Consider the following 16,742-nt stretch of genomic DNA (forward strand, 5'->3'; position numbering starts at 1 on the left):
GCATGCACGCCCTCGGTTACGCCGCCGACCGGGAAGCGGCGGGCACGAGCTCGGCCGCATCCTGGCCCACCACCTCACCCACGGGGATGTCCCGACGGCCCAAAGACAACTGGTCGCGCTCGGCTCCGCACTGGACCTACTACCGGTCACGGCACCCGGTCAAGGCCGAACTCGAACAGGTCGCAGCCGTCTTCGAGCGCGCCACCCGCTCCCGTGCCACCGCCGACCTCGGCAGCACCCGCATCCTGCGCCGCAGCGGCGAGCCGCAGCCGACGCGGCAGCGCTGATCACGACCGCATGGGCATTCTGGGCGGTGTCGCCGATCACCGGGTCCGCGGCGTCCGTGCGTACCTCAGCCGCACAACGAGCCGCCAGCGGGCGGCCATCAGGCTCTCTTCATATAGGGTGTATGTCCGGGGTCGAAGGGCCGCGCGAGACTCGTCCGGATCACGCCGTCGCTGGCGCGCAAAACCGCCGCCAGTTCTCCATGGAGCTTGTCGGGGATGGACCCTGCCCCGAGGGCGCAGGCGCGAACCAGAGCGCGGCAGTCCTGCGCTTGCCGGTCCGTGGCAAGCGCGGTGAACAGAGAGTGCTGCAGATTCTCGCGGGCCGCGTAGCCGTCCTCAGCCTCCTTCATCCTGCGGTGCAGCTGCTCGACAATGTCGTGTGCACCGGGCGCCTCGGCGGAACCGATCGCGTCGAGGATGGTCAGGCCGAGCCGGATGTCGAAGACGGTCATCCCAGGTTCGGCCTTCCGCTCGGAGTAGGTCGTCACCAATTCCGCCAGGTGGCCGTCAACCAGCCGCCCGGCATCTCGGCGGCACAGGACGGCGAGGCAAGCCGTGACAGCTTGCTCCCACGGATCGCCGGGCACGGTGTCGGCGAGGAGGGCAGCAGCCCATTTCGTGTCACCCGCAACGAGGGTGGCGAGTACGGCGACTTGGCGCCCATCGAGCATCCGTTTGCCTACTCCGTGGTGAACTTCGATATGTGCTTTGGCCTCCGCCCAACGTCCCTTGGTCGTGAGAGTGCGGGTCCCATCGGCAAGGAGCACGCGCCACAGCCACGCGCGGACCTCGTGGCGGTCCTCGTCGGTCGTAGTGAGGTCCGCCGGTACGGCGACACCCTCAAACCGGGCCGCTGTGCCTGCCTCGACGACCTTGTACAGGTCGAGTAGGTGCTGGCGTCCCTCGTCGGTGTGGCCGGCGCGGATCTGGAGGCGGGCGAGGTTGACGACCGGTTCCAGTCCCCGGATTGCGCTCATGCCGGGTAGGGGGCACGCGTCGAGGTAGGCGGCGGCGTGCTGGTGACACATCTCGCGGGCGAGATCGGGAAGGCCGAGGTCGGAGGCGATGAGTGCGGCCTGGTTGTAGACGGCGGATGCGAGCCCTTGGTCGCCCTTGTTCACCGCCGTCTCGGCGAGGTCGACGAGGCCGCCCACGCGTTCGGGCAGGGGCAGACAGGCGGGCCGGAATCGGGCGACGAGCGGGAAGCGCTGGGCTATGGGTCCGTGCGGGTCCATGGGCCCCCCGGGCGTGAGTGAGAAGTGCTGGGGCGACGGTGCCCGCCAGCAGCCGTACGCCAGCGGGCACCGTCCCCTACGCAGGGGGCGTCACCGCCAGTCGACGACGATGCGGTTCAGCGGGGTGTCGAGAGCGAAGAGGCCGGGGCGCTGCTCGATGGCGGGGGCGTCGAGGGGCTGGATTTCGAACGTGGCCTCGCGGCCGCGGTATGCGCTGTCCCAGGTGCGGATGGCGTCGGCGACCTTCGCGGCCAGCTCGTCGCTGCCGGGGCCGTGGCCGATGACGCCGAACTCCCAGAGCTTGCCGCCCTCGGGGGTCTTCTTCTTCGACACGCGTCGCGCCAGGTAGGTGACGGCGCCCTTGTCGACGGCCGCGGTCGACGAGGGGTAGGGGTCCTCCGTGAGCAGAGTGCCCTTGGCGCTCTGGGGGAACAGCATCCGGATGAGGCCGGCGGAAAGGGAACAGGTGACGAAAAGTTCCATCCACTCCGGCGATTCCATGGCGCGGACCATCATGCCGGTCCACTCCTCGGTGCGCGGCTGGTCCAGGACTCCGGCGAGCGCATCGGCATCGATGTGCTGCCCAGCGGGGAACTGAAGCCGGACGGTGCCGTCTGCGCTGAGCGGGATGACGCGGCGGTCGTCGTCGGCGATGCCCCGCCGGAGCGGCATGAAGGTGTTCATCTCGCTGCCGAGAGACACCCATCGACCGTCACGCTGCTCGTAGGCGATGGACCGGGAGACGGTGCCCTTCAGACGCTGGGGGACGAGGAGCCGGCCGTCGGGGGCGAGCTGTTGCATCCAGGCGTGTGGTACGCCGTGAGCGCCCACGGTGGCGATGATCCGGTCGTACGGCGCTCCTTCGGCGTAGCCGAGGGCCCCGTCGCGGGTCACGGCCTCGACGTTGGTGAGACCGGCTGCGGCCAGGTGTGCGCGAGCGCCCTCCACAAGGTCGTCGTCGACATCGAGGATGGTCACGTGCCCGCTCTCCCCGACCAGGTGGGCGAGGAGAGCGGCGTTGTAGCCGGTGCCGGCGCCGAGTTCGAGGATGCGCTCGCCGGGCTGGGCGTCGAGCTGGTCCAGCATGAGGGCGACGACGCCCGGCTGGGAGGCGCAGGAGATGGACGTGCCGTCGGTGTCGTACTTGATGTGCACTGGTGCATTGGCGTAGGCGTCTTCGAGCGACGCCTCGGGCACGAACACGTGGCGGGGCACGGTCCGCAACGCGGTCTCGACGGCGGGCGTGCGGGCGTGTCCGTCCGCGCGGAGCTGGTCGACCAGGGCGTTGCGGAGGCGTTCGGCGTCAGCCGTGGGGGTGGCGATCGTGTCGGTGTTCACCGCCCTGACGCTATCCGTCTCGGCCGTTGCGTCGTCGGTCGACGCGGTGTTGTCACTCGTTCCCATGATGACCTCTCGTGCGATGTGGGACATGGCGCTTTGGTCGTCCCGGAGGAGACCGGCGCGGTTGGCGTGAAAGATCACGTGGTGGGCAATGACGGCTCGCAGACCGCGGGTGAGGGCGCCGCGGCCTGCGAGGTCGGCGAGCGCGCTGCCCGCCCACTCGAAAGCGGCGACCCACTCGTTGTGCTCGGCGAGCGGGCCGTTCGGGCGGCACAGGCCATGGGCGTCGACCGCCATCAGCTTCCGCATCGCGGGCGCCAGTTCGGCGGCCCGCGCAGGAGGTAGAAGGCCGGTGGCCGGTCGGAGGGCGGCGACCTTTTCCCATACGTCGCCCTGCTCGAACCAGTCCAGGTCGGCCGCCCGCATCATCACGCTTGCCAGCAGCACGGCGGTTTCCCGGCGTCCCAGCTGCTCCGAGCCTGGTTGATAGGTGAGCAGGTGGCGGCTGTCCTTGTGGAACAGGTCATGGGCGACGTCCATGGCCCGAGTTCCGCCGAAGACGTGGGTCTCGGGTTCGTAGATGTAGGGCAGCCATGACACGGCCATGCCGTCCTGTACGAGGTCGCTCAGCAGCGCTTCGACGACGGGTGAAGGCTCGTCCGCGCGGTACCGCAGCGGCCAGGGCTGCTTGTTCATGAACCACCAGCCGGTGAGCTGCCCGTCCCTTTCGGCGGCGAGGAGGACAGGGGCGATGCGTTCGACGATGGCGCGCTGGGCGCTCTCGCGGTCAGCGAAGGTGATGTTGTGTTGCTGCCAGCGGTCGGAGCGGTCGGGGGGCATGCGGGGGTCCTTCGGTCGATGGGATCAGGCGATGAGCAGGCAGGCGTCCCAGGTGGATCGGGGCGGTTCGCCGGTGCTGGGCGCGAGGAGGGCCAGGGCGATACCGGCTGCGCCGTCGAGGAGGCCGGGGCCGCGCTCCTCGTCCTGCATGAGCGTCGTGGCGGCGTGTGCGGGGTCGGTGTCCGGCGGTTGGACTGCGGCTAGGAGTGCCGGGATCGTGGCGCGGAGCTGTCCGGCGGTCGAGGGGTGGGCGTCGTCGGCCGCGCGGGCGGCGACGTGGGCGAGGCCGGCGAAGCCGTGGCACAGGGCGTTGTCCGTCGTGGCCTTGAGCTGAGCGGGGTCGGTGAGGGCGGCCACGAGCGCGTTCTCGGCGTCCAGCTGACGGCCGTCGTCGCCGCAGGCGAGCGCGGCGAGTTGCTGGGCGCGGGCGAGGCCAGCGGTGCCGTAGCACCATGACGGCCGCCGCGGCGTGGACGAGGTGAGGCGGCCGGTGCGCAGCTCGTCCCGGGTGACCCAGTACGGCCACGCCGGGCCTCGGCCGGTGTCCTCTCGGCATCGGTCCAGCCACACCAGGATCCGGCCCAGTGCGTCATCGTGGCCGTCGACAAAGGTGCCCTGCCTGGCGGCCAGCGCCAGGAGCGCGAGCACGCCGCCGATACCGTGCGCCATGCCGTTGTTGGCGTGTCCGCCTCGAAAACGGTCGTCCGGGCGGCCCGAGGGCCCCGTGCCCGTCCACCAGCCGGGCAAGTTCTCGCCGTCGTGTCTGATCGGTTGGGTGAGGCGTACGCAGTAGTCGAGTACGGCACGCAGGGCGGCGCTGCCAGGGTTGCGGCGCAGGAGGTAGGAGCCGTATCCGCTAAGGCCGCGAATGGTGTCGAACTCCGCGAGCGCTGGGAGGAGTCCGGCGTCGATGCGGCGGTGTGCGGCGTCGACGCGGCGGCTCACGTCGTCAGCCATTTGTCGGTCGAGAGCGTCAAGGGCGCGCTGGTAGGCGCCGGGCAAGTGATCGGCGGCGCAGGCCAGAGCGTGCGCGAAGGCGGGCGCCCCGTAGAAGGGGTGGCTGTCGGGACCGCTGGTGAGCGGCTCGCGGGAGGCGGCGGCGAGCCAGTCGTGGGCGCGCTGCCACGGCCCCAGGCAGGCCGCAGCCCGCTCGATGTGCAGGAGCGCGATGCCGAGCAAGCCATAGGCAAGGTGCTGCCGATGAGAGACCGCTGGCCCAAGGTACGCCGTGTAGGGGTCGGCGAGCTGCTCGGCGACGGCGTCGGCCAGGTCCAGCACGGCCTGTGCCGTCATGGTGTCCTCCCAGTGGTGCGGGCGGTCCAGGCCAGGGAGGCAGCGCGAGCGAGGTAGAGGCAGACCTCTTCTTCGGGGAAGTTCACCGCGATGTGCCGTACGAAATGGACGTGCAGCAGCGAGGTCAGGACATCGTCGAGGGCGATGCCCTGCGTGTGAGGGCCTGGCAGGTGCGGCCGGTAGGCGGCGAGCGCCGCGTCGCGATCGGCCCACGCCGACACGATCGCCGCTCCTCCGTGGGTACCGCGCAGTGCCGCCCAGTCGTCGCCAGGGTCGGCCAGACGTACGGCATCGGTGAACTGCGGGCGCGGTACGGGCACGGGCGCTGTGGGCGGGATGTGGTCGATCAGCCAGCGCATCCCGGCTTGAGTGCTGCCGAGGAACGCGGAGGCGATAGAGACAGTGTGTGCGGCCACCAGCGTGCGCTCGTGTGGGCGCCGCGGCTGCGAGAGCTGGGCCAGGATGGCGCGCGAGTCCGCCCGGAACAATTCCTCGGCCACGTCCCATGCCGGACCGGATCCCCAACGGCCCATCTCCCGATAGGAGGTGGGGTACCGCAAGTCCGCCAGCAGACCGGCGCCGCGCAGCTCGTCGGCCCACGCGCTCACGGTTCGAGCCGTCTCGGCGAACGCCTCCGGCGTGGGTAGCGCGATGCGCAGACGCAAGTGCTGCTCGGGGTCGCGGAAGCGGATGAACCACCACGGCGGGCCACCGAGCCGTTCGAGCAGATCGGGCAAGTGGCAGGAGAGCAGGGTGTCCTGGCGGCGAGCGTCTCCATACAAGGTGGCCAACAACACCGACGAAGCCGCCGGGGTCTGCATCTGGGCTGGGGAGAGGGCGCGAGCCGGGGTGGGGGCGGGAAGCGCCGGCCACGCCAGCGGCCGGATCGCCTGGAGCGGCACCACTACCTCGTGGGCGCGACCGTCGCACCAACCGAACGCCCCCGGTTCGGCCGCCTCGACGAGCACGGCCAGGCCCACTCGGTCGAGGTGCTGGCGCAGCAGCGTCCGGTGGCCGGCCTCGTCGAGGTCAAGGAAGAGACGCCGGTCGTCCTCCACGAGGTAGACCCGCCGAGATAGCCGCCGCCGGGCCCGCCAGTCGGTGAGGGCGGCGTCCCATTCGGCCCAAGGGCATGCGCGGCCAGGCAGCTCGGGCGCCTCCAGCCGCCAGCGGGCCGGGGCAAGCACCGTGCGCCCGCACCGCAGGCGCGGTAGAAACGGCATCGCCGCCGCAGCGCCCCAGTCGAAGACGGTGACCTGCGCGCATTGAGCACGCGACAACTCGGTGAGGAATCGCACCAGCGGCGGAGTGTGCGCGCGGAGGTTAAGCGCGTGCATCCCGACGGCCTCGATGCGCTGGCCACGCTCGGGGGCAGCCAGGTACATGCGGCGGCCGTCGCACCCCACCGCCAGGTCCGCAGGTGTGAGGACATCGTCGACGGGGGCTCGGTGTTCCTGGAGACTGATCAGGGTGGGCAAGACTCGCGGGGCGCGCGTGACGTGAGCGCTCTCGGGCAGGAGCGGCGGAAAGGACAGCTGCGCGGGCACGGTGTTCCTGTCAGCGGTCGGAAGGTCAGCCAGCTCGGCGGCCAGGACCTCACGGTCGGCGGGGGCCAGGACTCTGAGGAACCGGCCTGTGGAGACGCCGGCGCCGCGAGACACGCTCACGACCTCCAGCCGGAACTGCCCGCGCTGCAGCTCGCCAACGCTTGCCGCATGGACGCGCACCCCCACCTCCAGGTGTGGCGGCACGCGGGGTTCGTCGGGCCCTACGTCCAGGGCGTCGATCAACTCGTCGGTGAGGACCACCTCGTCGCGGCCGTCGAGCGCGGCGGCCTGCGCCAGCCGTACGAGGGCGTCATCCCGAGCTGAGACGCGAGGTCGACGGGCGCCGGGCGGGGTGCCTGGGTAGCCCTCGGGGTAGCCAGTACCGCTGTCCGCGACGACTTCCTGGAGCGGCACCATCGTGCCGATGCCATACCGCTCGTAGAACCGCTGGTGGTACGCGCTCCACGCCGCGGTGCCGTACGGGCGGGCGCTGACTCGGGTCAGGACCAGGGCCGCGCGCTCGATCTCGCGGGCGACCGCGTCCGGCAGTACGAGCTGCGCGTCCAGGCGCAGGTCGAGCGCGACAGGGTGGCGGCGCAGACCTGGCACGAGGGCCCTCATCCGCGCTGCGACGCTGTCCCGCCCGCCCCGCGAAGTGCACTCATTGAGGCCGGTCCGGATCGCCCGCAGCTCGCGCAGCATCTCCGCGACCGGGGGGAGGCTGTCGGCGTCGATTGCGTCGAGTTGGTCGAGTAGATACCCGAGGGTGTCGGTCTCGGTGCTGGGTGTGTGCAAGCTCGTGATCAGGACATGCCGCTGGATCAGCTCCACCAGCAGTCGGCGCACCTTCTCCGGTCCGGCCTCGAGGAACTCCGCCTGGAGCTTGTCCGCGAGCACACCGCCCCGGACCGGCGTCCGCGTTGCGGCGAGGACCGCGCGTACGGGCTCGGTGAGGGCCAGGGAGGCCTCAACCGCGCGAGTCCGATCGTCCTGGGCGTCGGATTGAAACGGCACGATGAGCCGGTCCCCGCGGAACATCACGGTGTTGTTGACGACCACCGGCAGCCGTTCGAGGAGGTCGGGGCAGGACTCCAGCCTCTCGACGACGGCGGCCAACCACTCTGCGCCCGCATGGCCGATGGCTACGTGCTCCGCACCCCAGCGTGCGCCCGCCTGCGGACCGAATTCCGCGACGGTAACACCGGCGAAGAGCCCGAATGGCGTCGCCCGGTGCTGGGAGCGCAGCAGGTAGCGGGCCACGGACAGTGCCGCGCGCCGGACGTCTCGCGTCGAGGGCTCATCGGCCGTGCACAGGGTCCGTACCTGCGCGGCCAGGAACGGGCTGGCGTGTTTCAGGGCTTCGGCGAGGTCGGCGTTCGCCCAGATCTCGCGCAGCCAGGCGACACAGGTGGCGGACCCGTTGGGAGAGTGATCGTTGAGCTCCGGAAGCGGAGGACACGGCAGTGTCGGCCGGGCAACGGCTCGTACGATAGCGGTCGTGCCGGTTCGGAACGCTGGGCGCGGAGCAGCCACCACTACCTCCGTGGGTAAAGGGACGGGCGGCTGGTGCCGCCACGCCACAGGGCGCGGCGGCACCAGCCCGGAGCGACGTGGAGCCTCGGGTCAGGCGACGTTGGTGGTGCAGGCGCCGCAGGTGCTTCCGCAGTTGTCGTCGGTCAGGTTGACCAGGCCCGCGGGGTCGGCGACCTCGACGAGGGACACGTCCAGGTCGAAGCCGTCCGACGTCCTCGGGGTCTGCTGGCTCACTTGAGTGCTGCTCGGCACTACGGTGCTGCGTGTCATGCCAACTCCTCTGAGTGGTTGAGATGTTGTTGTGCGGTGGTGCCCGCCTCCGGCCGTACGGCACAGTGAGCACGGCCGAAGGCGGGAGTCTGGTCAGACGGCGGCCGGCCGCCGCTCCATGAAGTAGGCGAGCGCCTGAGCCTTGAGCCGGTCGAGGCACGGCTTGCAGGCGTGGACCGGGGCGTGCTGCCCGTCCCATTGCAGTGGGCCGAGCCAGATCACGGGCACTCCGGTGCGCTCGCACCCGAGCCAGCAGTCACCGGTGACCCAGTGCTCATGCACGCGGGAGGTCATGTCTCAGCTCCCGTCCACGGGCCAGGGGTGGGCGACCGGCAGGTGGGCCCGCACACCCAGAGCCGGAACAGCAGGCCCCGATGACGTACATCGCCCAAGATCTCGCCGCTTGCTCCCAGGTACCGGGCGCAGCGTGCGCACTCCATGCCCATCTGCTGGCGGGGACGTAGGCGGGCGACGTCCGGCACGGGTGGGGTCGCCACGGCCGGCTTCACTCGTCGCCCTTCATGAAGAGTTCGGCCCAGACCTCTTTGCACCGTGGGCGCTCGTCCGGGCCGTGCAGGTCATAGCCCCAGCGGTCGGCGATGCCGTCGATCAGGAGCAGGCCACGGCCTGACTCGTCGTCTTCCCCGACCTGCCCGAGCACCGGCTTGCGCGATGGCGCCCGGTCCACGACCCCAACGCGCACCCGTGTCGCGCTCGGCCGCCCAATAATCAGGCGGATCGAGTCGCACGGGGTGTGCCTGACGGCGTTCGCGATCAGCTCCGAGATGATCAGCGCGGCGACGTCGGCAAGGTTGTCGAGATGCCATACGCCGAGGACGTCACGGACGAGCTTGCGGCCGATTTTGGCCGTGGACGGCTCGCACGGGAAGGTCTGGCTGTAGGCGGGGTGGCCGGTGGGGGCGGCCTGAACTGGCTTAATGAGACTCGTCATTGGGGTTGAGCCTTCGTGTCGTCTCGGCGCCCGGCCCACCCCCGCGGGGGACCTCAGGGGCGGGCCGGGCCGTCAACAGCCGCCCGCACGGTTGGCGTAGCGGGCGACCGGCAACAAGACAACTCCCTTCCCGCGCAAGGTGATTAGGGCGATCAGCCGTCCGTCCATCGGAAGGACCTAGGGTGATTTGACCTTCTCTTTACCTGGCGAGCCAGGGGAGGTGAGGACTACCGTGCGGACATGGACACCACGCGCAACACCGTTCTTGAGGCGTGGATGGCCGAACACGGCTACAGCTCCAACAGCCTTGCTGACGCTGTGAACAGGGCCTTAGAGGAACTGACCGGGAGACATGGCGGCCTCGACGGTTCATCGGTCCGGGACTGGAAAGCAGGCCGGATCACGTGGCCCAAATCGGCTACCCGCAAGGCACTTGAGGACGTCAGCGGCCTGCCCACCATCGCTCTAGGGTTCGTGCCACGGGGCCGGACTCCGTCCAGCCCAGCCCCACCGCAGCAGGAGGACCCCGACATGAAGCGCCGTACCCTCGTCGGAGGCATCGCGGCGGCTGCCGCCGCAGCAGCCGCCGCTCCCGGCACCGCATCCCCGCGCCGCATCGGCATGAGCGACGTCGACCGTCTACAGAAGCGCTTCGCCGAGATCATCGCCAGCGACCACCGCCACGGCGGCCAACTCGGCATCGAGCAGCGGGCCGCCGCGCTCGCCGACGAGGCCCTGAATCTCCAGAACGCGGGCAGCGCCAGCCAACGGGTACGCAGCAGCCTCTACGCCTCCGCAGCGGCGTTCCGTTCCTCAGCGATGTGGGCCGCCATCGACGGCCGACGCTACGACATCGCCAAGGGGCACATGCGTGAGGCCCAGGCCCTCGCCGAGATGTCCGGCGACCAGGCGATCAAGTTCCGCATCTGGAGCCACGCAGGCACCATGTACCGGCACATGGGCCGTCCCGCCGACGCCTTCGCCGCCAACGACGTCGCCCGCAACCTGCACCTCACCCGCCGAGACCCTCTGTTCGCATCCCTCGGCCTGGCCCGCCAAGGCGCCATCCACGGCGCGGCCCAGGACCGCACCGGCACCCGCCGTGCCTTCGAGCAGGCCCAGGACGCCATGCTGCGCGCCGACCCCGCCGACTACCGGCCGGTGTGGATGCTCGCCTTCTACGACCAAGCCGAACTGGACTCCCTGGCCCTGTCAGCGCACTTGGCGCTCGGCGACTACTCGACCGCCGAGTACCACGCCCACCGCTGCCTTTCCGCCCTCCGACCCCACATGATCCGGTCCCGGGCCATCACCACGACCCGGCTCGCCCACGCCCAGCTCGCACAGGGTGCCCCCGAAGCTGCCACGGCCACCGCGATGAAGGTCCCCGCCGAGGCCGCCACCCAGCACGCCCGGGTCACGCGCATGCTGCAGGAGTTCGGGGCCGCACTGCGCGCCACCGCGCCGGGCAGCTCCAGCGTGCAGACCTGGACCGAGCACGCCGCCACCTGGAGGATGGCCGCATGACCACGGCGCCCGCCATCGAACTGCGCACCTTCACCACCCTCGACACCGCCCGCGGCGACCTCCTCGACGTGTACGCCGAAGTGCGCGCCCCACTCCTCCACCTGCCGAACTACGCTGTCACCGCGTTCGGCGAACGCCTGGACCGGCACAGCACCGAGCCGGGGTTCGCGGCTGTCCTCGCGTACGCGGACGGACATCCCGTCGGCTACGCCTACGGCAACACCATCGAGCACGGCGACCGGTACTGGCAGCGCACCAGCCCGACGCCGGCCGAGAAGTACACCGAGCGTCCGGTCGTAGCCCTGAAGGAGATCGGCGTCCGGCCGGCCTGGCGGAAGACCGGCACTGCCCGGCGTATCCACGACGCCCTCCTCGCCACACGTGACGAGCCGTACGTCACGCTCATGGTCAACCCGGCCGCTGGGGACGGAAAGGTCCACGCGCTCTACAAGTCGTGGGGATACGAAGACCTCGGGCAGAGCCAGCCGTCAGTGGCCTCGCCCGTCCTCACCGTGATGATCCGCGCAAGCCGCTGAACAGCACCACGGCCCACCGGCTTGACGGACTTCCGCCGAGACCCAGGAATTCCTCATGCTGGACCTCCCCGAGCGTTACGAGATCGCGGCCTCGGGGTTTCGTGCAAGCCGGTGGGTTACGACGAGTTCCCGGCGGTAAGGGCTTGCAACGGTAGTGATCCCGTGGAACTTCGTGCCAACGGATCATCTCTGCACCCCACTGACGATCGCAACGACCGGCACGAGCGCGGCTTAGGCAGAAGACGAGGCTGCCGTGTAGCCGCCGTTGGCCCGGACGAGGTCCAGCAGGTGGTGCGTGTCGGCGACTTGCCACAGCAGAACCCGGGCGGCGGCCGTCACGTTGAAGAACTGGCCCCCCTCCCCCGCGCCTTACGCGACGTCACCGATGACTTCGCTCTCTGCCGTTTGCCGCCCCAGCGGCGCAGGTAGTGGGCAAGCGCTGCGTACATAGCGACGATCGAGGCGTAGCCGGCGAAGAACCCGACCGTGTCGTTCTCGAAGTCCCAGTATCCGAAGGAGTAGTAGCCGACCAGCTTGGTACCGACGTCCAACTCGAAGGACGCCTTCACTCCGTAGGCGACGGCCACGACCACCAGGATGCGCAAGACCATCAGGGCGGCGCGGGACGACGCAAGGCGCCCGACCATGGTGCGGACCACCCCCATCACCGTCTGCCAATACATCCCGAGATGGATGGCCACCAGGATCAACGTCGCTGTCGCCGCGAGGATGTGAACCTGTCGGCCAGTCGCGCCGCCTGACAGGCCCAGGAAGGCGAAGACCTCCCGCGAGACGACCAGGCTGCTGCCAAGCAGGACGGTCATGCTGATCAGCAGCAGGACGTTGACCAGGATGGTGAGCCGATGGCGCCGGTTGCGGGCGTTGCGTGGAAGCCTGGCATACCACCTCAGATGGATGGCGTTGTGGATGAGGACCCCGGCGAAGAGCACAACACCGATCAACTCGTGGTAGAGGTCCCCAGTCCACTGATGGGCCATCGCGAGCAACATCAAGGCCAACATCACCGCGACCAGCCCGATCCTGAACAACCATCGGCCACGCCGCCGTGGCATTGGGCGAGCAGGCCTCAGGCCGACAGTCTCGACTCCTCGACCCACGATGCCACCTCCCCACGCGAGTCCTGTGCGCCGGGTCCGCGGACGGCCAAGCCGTCGCGCAGTTGCGCGCCGGGGCACAGCTTTGCGATGTCCCGCTCACTACCAGCGAGCCCGCTGCCTTCGTGGGTACAGAAGGGGATGATGGTCTTGCCGTTGAAGTCGTATTCCTCAAGGAACGTGAACATGGCCATCGGCATGGTGCTCCACCAGATCGGGTAACCCAGGAGGACGGTCGTGTAGTCGGCCATGTTCTCCACACGGGTACTCAGCCGGGGTCGAGCGTCGGAATCCTGCTCCTCGGTCGCTCTGTCGTTCGTGGCGTCGTAGTCCTCCGGGTACGGGTTCTGAGGCACGACCTGGACCAGGTCGGCGTTGGCTTCGCCCGCGACGTACTCGGCCACCGTCCGTGTGTTCCCGGTCCGACTGAAGTATGCGATCAGCACCCCGGACCCTCCGGCTGCTGCCGACCCCCGCGGCCTCGTAGACACAGACGGGTTGGCGGCCGGCCCGCGCGATTGGCCCTGGGTGCCGTTGGAGCAGCCGGCCAAGGTCAACCCGGCGATCCCTGCCGCCGCGAGGAACCCGCGCCGACCCAGGTCAGCTCCCTGACGGCCCCTGCTCGGTCGCCACAGCTCACTCATCGATGGACTCCTCTCATCCCCGTCAGGGGGACGACCTGTTCACAATGTGGGAATTCCATGTGATTCGACCCGCCCGGCACCGAGCAGCTCCGCAGACGTGTCGTCCCGCTGCGGGACTGTCTACACAGCGCGACGAGAGCGACTACGGCAGCTCTTCAGCCGTACGCCGTCCGGAAGGCGGAACCGTCCAGGCGCTCTCCCGGGCGCCGCCCGTGCGGCTGCACCGTGTCGGCTCAGCACCTCATGACGTGCACCCCAGTTGGCCGGTTGAGCCCTTCGCTCATTCAGAGCGGCGCCCGGCCACACCTTCGTCGACCTGCCCGCTCCGTACTCTGCCGGGTCGTGAAAGGAGAATTGCACCTGGAGAGAGTTCCAGCCAGGTAGAAAAGTCTGCCTCCCACCGCGGTCAATCCGATGGCATGGTTACGGACAGTTGGTGTTTCAAGCTGCCGGGCCGCATTGCCGGATGCTGGGCCGAAAGTCAAGAGATCTGGGTGCCGATGGCGGGATCCGCTTTGATGAACTGGTCAGGGGATGTGGGACAGCATGAATGCCGTAGCAACCAAGGATGTCCATGAGCATCCTGGCGAGCGGGCGCATCCAGATCCCATTCGGCTCCTCGCGATCCGGGACACACCGCTCCTGCTGGACGAGGTGTTCCGGGCGGTCGGCGACGATGCGGCCGGTGGCACGGCGCTGTTCGTCGGCACGGTACGCAATCATGACGGGGGTGCGGACGTGGACGCCCTGAACTATTCGTGCCACCCGACCGCCGCCGCCGAACTGCGCCGCGTCGCCGAGAAGGTCGTCGCGAACTACCCGATTCGCGCGCTGGCTGCGGTGCACCGCGTCGGTGATCTGACCGTTGGCGACCTGGCCGTGGTTGTCGCAGTTTCCTGTCCCCATCGGGCAGAGGCATTCGAAGCCTGCCGGCAGCTGATCGACGACCTCAAGCACGAGGTGCCCATCTGGAAGCGCCAGAAGTTTTCGGACGGGGCCGAGGAATGGGTCGGGGCCTGTTAGAACGGTCCCCAAGTACGCTCACGCAGACGTCGGCACGCCCAGTCCGTGCAGGTCGGCTTGCCGCGTGCGGACGTCGGCCGCAGCCAGCCCATCACCGACCCGTGGCCACTGCCAAATGAACGACAAACCACGCAGGACATCGTCCGAGTGGCTCCACACCCATACCCGCAGGACTGTCCTCCTCGGCACTGGTCGAGCCCTCCCCAGCGGACTCGGCGCGGTACCGGCACCCAGTTCGTGAAGCGTTCAGGGATGCGGCAGGACGCCCAACTTGCCCACGAGGACGGCGAGGTGGACCAACAAGGCACCGAATGGATCGCCACCTCGGAGACCAACTACCGCACCGTCGACCAGCTCTACGACTACACCATCGACCGGGTCGTCCTGCACGTCACCCAGTCCATCTACCCGGTCGCCCTGAAGTCCTCCGGGACCCCGGCCACCGCGCCGCCGCGCACTGCGTGGTCCGTGCCCGTGACGGTCGCATATCCCAGACAGTCCGCGAGTTGGATGTGGCGTTCCACGCCGGCAACCGCGACTGGAACCAACCCAGCGTAGGCGTAGAGCACGAGGGGTTCATCGACAGGCCCGCCCGCTGGTCCACCAACACTGCGTACCGTGCCTCCCGCGAAGCTGTGGGCTGACACCTGCGCGCGCTACGACATCCCCGAAAGCGTTCAGCCGCCGATCGCGGACATCGGCCGGTCCGGCTGGACAAACGTCGGGTCGTCCAGGCCCGCGCCCGCCTTCTTGCCCCACATCGCCTCGCGCCAGATGCGGGCGATCTGCTCGTCGGGGGCGTCGGAGCGGAGCGCCGCACGGAGGTCTGTTTCCTCGCGGGCGAAGAGGCAGGTGCGGATCTGGCCGTCGGCCGTCAGGCGGGTGCGATCGCAGGCCGCACAGAACGGGCGAGTGACGGAGGCGATGACGCCCACGCGGTGCGGGCCGCCGTCCACCAGCCAGCGTTCGGCGGGGGCCGAGCCGCGCTCGTCGACGGCCTCGGGGGTGAGGTCGAAGCGGGTGCGCAGGGAGGCGAGGATGTCGCCCGCGGTGACCATGCCGTCGCGCTTCCAGCCGTGCTGGGCGTCCAGGGGCATCTGCTCGATGAAGCGAAGCTCGTAGTCGTGCTCCACCGCCCAGGCCAGCAGGTCCGGAGCCTCGTCCTCGTTGAGCCCCGGCATCAGGACCGAATTGACCTTGACCGGTGTCAGGCCCGCCTCGCGGGCGGCGTGCAGGCCCTCGATGACGTCCTTGTGCCGGTCCCGGCGAGCGAGGGTCTTGAAGACATCCGGGCGGAGGGTGTCGAGGGAGACGTTCACCCGGTCCAGGCCGGCCGCCTTCAGAGCCGCCGCCGTGCGCTTGAGGCCTATGCCGTTGGTGGTGAGGGACATCTGGGGGCGCGGCTCCAGGGCAGCGACGCGCTCGACCATGCCGACGAGGCCGGGGCGCAGCAGGGGCTCACCGCCGGTGAAACGGACTTCCTGGATACCGAGGGAGGTGACGGCGATGCCGATCAGGCGGACGATCTCGTCGTCCGTGAGCAGGTCGGGCTTGGCCAGCCACTGCAGGCCCTCCTCGGGCATGCAGTAGGTGCAGCGCAGATTGCACCGGTCGGTCAGCGAAACCCTCAGGTCGGTGGCCACTCGGCCGTAGGTGTCGATGAGCACGTGGGCCCCTCCCTCATCGCCCGGGGACTACACCTGCGACGGTGTGGCGGGCTTCAGCGCAGGCCAGTAATCCTCTCCGGCCCGAATGAACGATCAGGATATCGGGGAATTGCGATTGTCAGAGGGCGGCTGAGGGGGAGAGTTTTGTGCCTGGATGCTCCGGCCCTGGCAAGGAATTATTTCCTGACAGGAAATAACGAGGAATATTGGCGTGGTTTACGACGGGACTTGGTGCCCCAGCCGGAACCGTGACCGTCACCTCACGGGGCAGCCTGCGCCCGCGGACTGAGGGATGAGAGGCCTCCGCCGGACCGCTTCCATCCGCTCACGTGCTTCGCCTGCGACGCCACAGTGAAAATAGGTGTCAACTTCCCAATCTGTGAAGGGCGCTGCGGTGACCCCGTCGATGAGATCGAGTTGGTGCTGGACGTCGAGGTGGTTGGTGGGTTCGTCGAGGAGGAGTTCGCGGGGATCCCGAGCAAGGGTTCCGGCGAACTCGGCGCGAGTCTCGGTATCCCCGGCATCACCGCCCACCGCGTCGTGTTCGCGGACGGTCCCGTCGACGGTCGGCTCGTCCTCGTACGCGGTGTCCTCGGTGGCATCGGCTCCCCAGGAGCCCAGCTCAGCCGCTGGGGCGGCGCCACCGTGATCGGTACCGTCCGCCGCGGCGGCGACCTGGACCACGTCGACCCGGCCATCGTCTCCCGCGCCGAGGCCCTGACACCGATGACCCGGTGGCGGCGATCCTCGGCAACGCGGTCACCGCACTCGACGCCGTCATCGCCGCCTGCGGAACCCACGGCGCCCGTACCCAACTCCCTTTCTGGCCCCTGCTGTTCAACAACGTCACCGTGCTTCTACAGTCGGTCCCACAGGGCTCAGAGAGCGCGGAAAACCGCGCGCTCGGCGCCTCTCCCCGCCGGTCGGCGTAG

Annotated in this window: 18 protein-coding genes; 7 read left to right on the forward strand and 11 right to left on the reverse strand. The window is 69.4% G+C overall.

Annotated elements, in window-relative coordinates:
- Nucleotides 1-2: 2 nt before the first annotated feature.
- Nucleotides 3-287 carry a hypothetical protein gene (locus tag IG08_RS0130365; protein WP_030609469.1) on the forward strand — a complete coding sequence of 95 codons (285 nt, stop codon included), beginning with the start codon at nt 3-5 and terminating at the stop codon, nt 285-287.
- A 98-nt stretch (nt 288-385) separates the two neighbouring features.
- On the opposite strand, the gene IG08_RS0130370 is transcribed toward IG08_RS0130365, so the two are convergent.
- The 7 genes from IG08_RS0130370 to IG08_RS0130400 form a co-directional block, all read right to left on the reverse strand.
- Entirely contained in the window at nt 386-1,522 is a 1,137-nt protein-coding gene (locus IG08_RS0130370; protein ID WP_030609473.1) for a hypothetical protein, read from the reverse strand.
- Between the two features lie 90 nt (nt 1,523-1,612).
- Entirely contained in the window at nt 1,613-3,703 is a 2,091-nt protein-coding gene (gene fxlM / locus IG08_RS0130375; RefSeq protein WP_030609476.1) for a methyltransferase, FxLD system, read from the reverse strand.
- Between the two features lie 24 nt (nt 3,704-3,727).
- Nucleotides 3,728-4,996 (reverse strand): lanthionine synthetase C family protein, encoded by a 1,269-nt coding sequence (locus IG08_RS0130380; RefSeq protein WP_030609479.1) that lies wholly within the window; start codon nt 4,994-4,996, stop codon nt 3,728-3,730.
- Complete coding sequence (locus IG08_RS0130385) at nt 4,993-7,929, reverse strand: lantibiotic dehydratase (RefSeq protein ID WP_030609482.1); 2,937 nt, start codon at nt 7,927-7,929, stop codon at nt 4,993-4,995. The genes IG08_RS0130380 and IG08_RS0130385 overlap by 4 nt, the downstream gene beginning before the upstream one ends.
- A 237-nt stretch (nt 7,930-8,166) precedes the next feature.
- A complete protein-coding gene (locus IG08_RS0130390) occupies nt 8,167-8,346 on the reverse strand; it encodes an FxLD family lanthipeptide (protein ID WP_030609485.1) in 180 nt (59 codons plus the stop codon).
- A 93-nt stretch (nt 8,347-8,439) separates the two neighbouring features.
- The gene (locus tag IG08_RS0130395) at nt 8,440-8,640 is read right to left on the reverse strand and encodes a hypothetical protein (RefSeq protein ID WP_030609489.1); all 201 of its coding nucleotides are present in this window, start codon (nt 8,638-8,640) and stop codon (nt 8,440-8,442) included.
- Between the two features lie 211 nt (nt 8,641-8,851).
- The gene (locus tag IG08_RS0130400; protein WP_030609492.1) at nt 8,852-9,298 is read right to left on the reverse strand and encodes an ATP-binding protein; all 447 of its coding nucleotides are present in this window, start codon (nt 9,296-9,298) and stop codon (nt 8,852-8,854) included.
- A gap of 240 nt (nt 9,299-9,538) precedes the next feature.
- On the opposite strand from IG08_RS0130400, the gene IG08_RS0130405 reads away from it, so the two are divergent.
- Together IG08_RS0130405 and IG08_RS0130410 are read left to right on the forward strand one after the other, a co-directional pair.
- Nucleotides 9,539-10,825: an NsdA family TPR-like regulatory protein gene (locus IG08_RS0130405; protein WP_078655807.1), complete on the forward strand. Its 1,287-nt coding sequence runs from the start codon at nt 9,539-9,541 to the stop codon at nt 10,823-10,825.
- Nucleotides 10,822-11,361 (forward strand): GNAT family N-acetyltransferase, encoded by a 540-nt coding sequence (locus IG08_RS0130410; protein WP_030609497.1) that lies wholly within the window; start codon nt 10,822-10,824, stop codon nt 11,359-11,361. Before IG08_RS0130405 ends, IG08_RS0130410 begins: the two co-directional genes overlap by 4 nt.
- Nucleotides 11,362-11,696: 335 nt before the next feature.
- Here IG08_RS0130410 and IG08_RS0130420 read toward each other — a convergent pair whose 3' ends face one another.
- Both IG08_RS0130420 and IG08_RS62560 read right to left on the reverse strand, forming a co-directional pair.
- Complete coding sequence (locus IG08_RS0130420) at nt 11,697-12,371, reverse strand: DUF4405 domain-containing protein (protein ID WP_158812296.1); 675 nt, start codon at nt 12,369-12,371, stop codon at nt 11,697-11,699.
- A 77-nt stretch (nt 12,372-12,448) separates the two neighbouring features.
- Entirely contained in the window at nt 12,449-13,120 is a 672-nt protein-coding gene (locus tag IG08_RS62560; protein ID WP_078655808.1) for a flavodoxin, read from the reverse strand.
- A gap of 546 nt (nt 13,121-13,666) precedes the next feature.
- Here IG08_RS62560 and IG08_RS0130430 point away from each other — a divergent pair.
- The 3 genes from IG08_RS0130430 to IG08_RS61595 all read left to right on the forward strand — a co-directional run bounded on the left by IG08_RS0130430 (nt 13,667) and on the right by IG08_RS61595 (nt 14,787).
- Complete coding sequence (locus IG08_RS0130430) at nt 13,667-14,143, forward strand: molybdenum cofactor biosynthesis protein MoaE (protein ID WP_030609507.1); 477 nt, start codon at nt 13,667-13,669, stop codon at nt 14,141-14,143.
- A gap of 252 nt (nt 14,144-14,395) precedes the next feature.
- Nucleotides 14,396-14,701 carry a hypothetical protein gene (locus IG08_RS54560; protein ID WP_052424934.1) on the forward strand — a complete coding sequence of 102 codons (306 nt, stop codon included), beginning with the start codon at nt 14,396-14,398 and terminating at the stop codon, nt 14,699-14,701.
- Nucleotides 14,629-14,787: a peptidoglycan recognition protein family protein gene (locus IG08_RS61595; RefSeq protein ID WP_234343013.1), complete on the forward strand. Its 159-nt coding sequence runs from the start codon at nt 14,629-14,631 to the stop codon at nt 14,785-14,787. The genes IG08_RS54560 and IG08_RS61595 overlap by 73 nt, the downstream gene beginning before the upstream one ends.
- A gap of 33 nt (nt 14,788-14,820) precedes the next feature.
- On the opposite strand, the gene moaA is transcribed toward IG08_RS61595, so the two are convergent.
- Entirely contained in the window at nt 14,821-15,810 is a 990-nt protein-coding gene (moaA, locus tag IG08_RS0130440; protein ID WP_030609510.1) for a GTP 3',8-cyclase MoaA, read from the reverse strand.
- A 255-nt stretch (nt 15,811-16,065) separates the two neighbouring features.
- Entirely contained in the window at nt 16,066-16,494 is a 429-nt protein-coding gene (locus IG08_RS63095) for a hypothetical protein (protein WP_030609514.1), read from the reverse strand.
- Nucleotides 16,495-16,544: 50 nt separating this feature from the next.
- Here IG08_RS63095 and IG08_RS63100 point away from each other — a divergent pair, with 50 nt between their 5' ends.
- A complete protein-coding gene (locus tag IG08_RS63100) occupies nt 16,545-16,742 on the forward strand; it encodes a hypothetical protein (RefSeq protein WP_030609518.1) in 198 nt (65 codons plus the stop codon).

This window comes from Streptomyces fulvoviolaceus, from assembly GCF_000718165.1.
In the GTDB taxonomy this organism is placed as follows: Bacteria; Actinomycetota; Actinomycetes; order Streptomycetales; family Streptomycetaceae; genus Streptomyces; species Streptomyces fulvoviolaceus.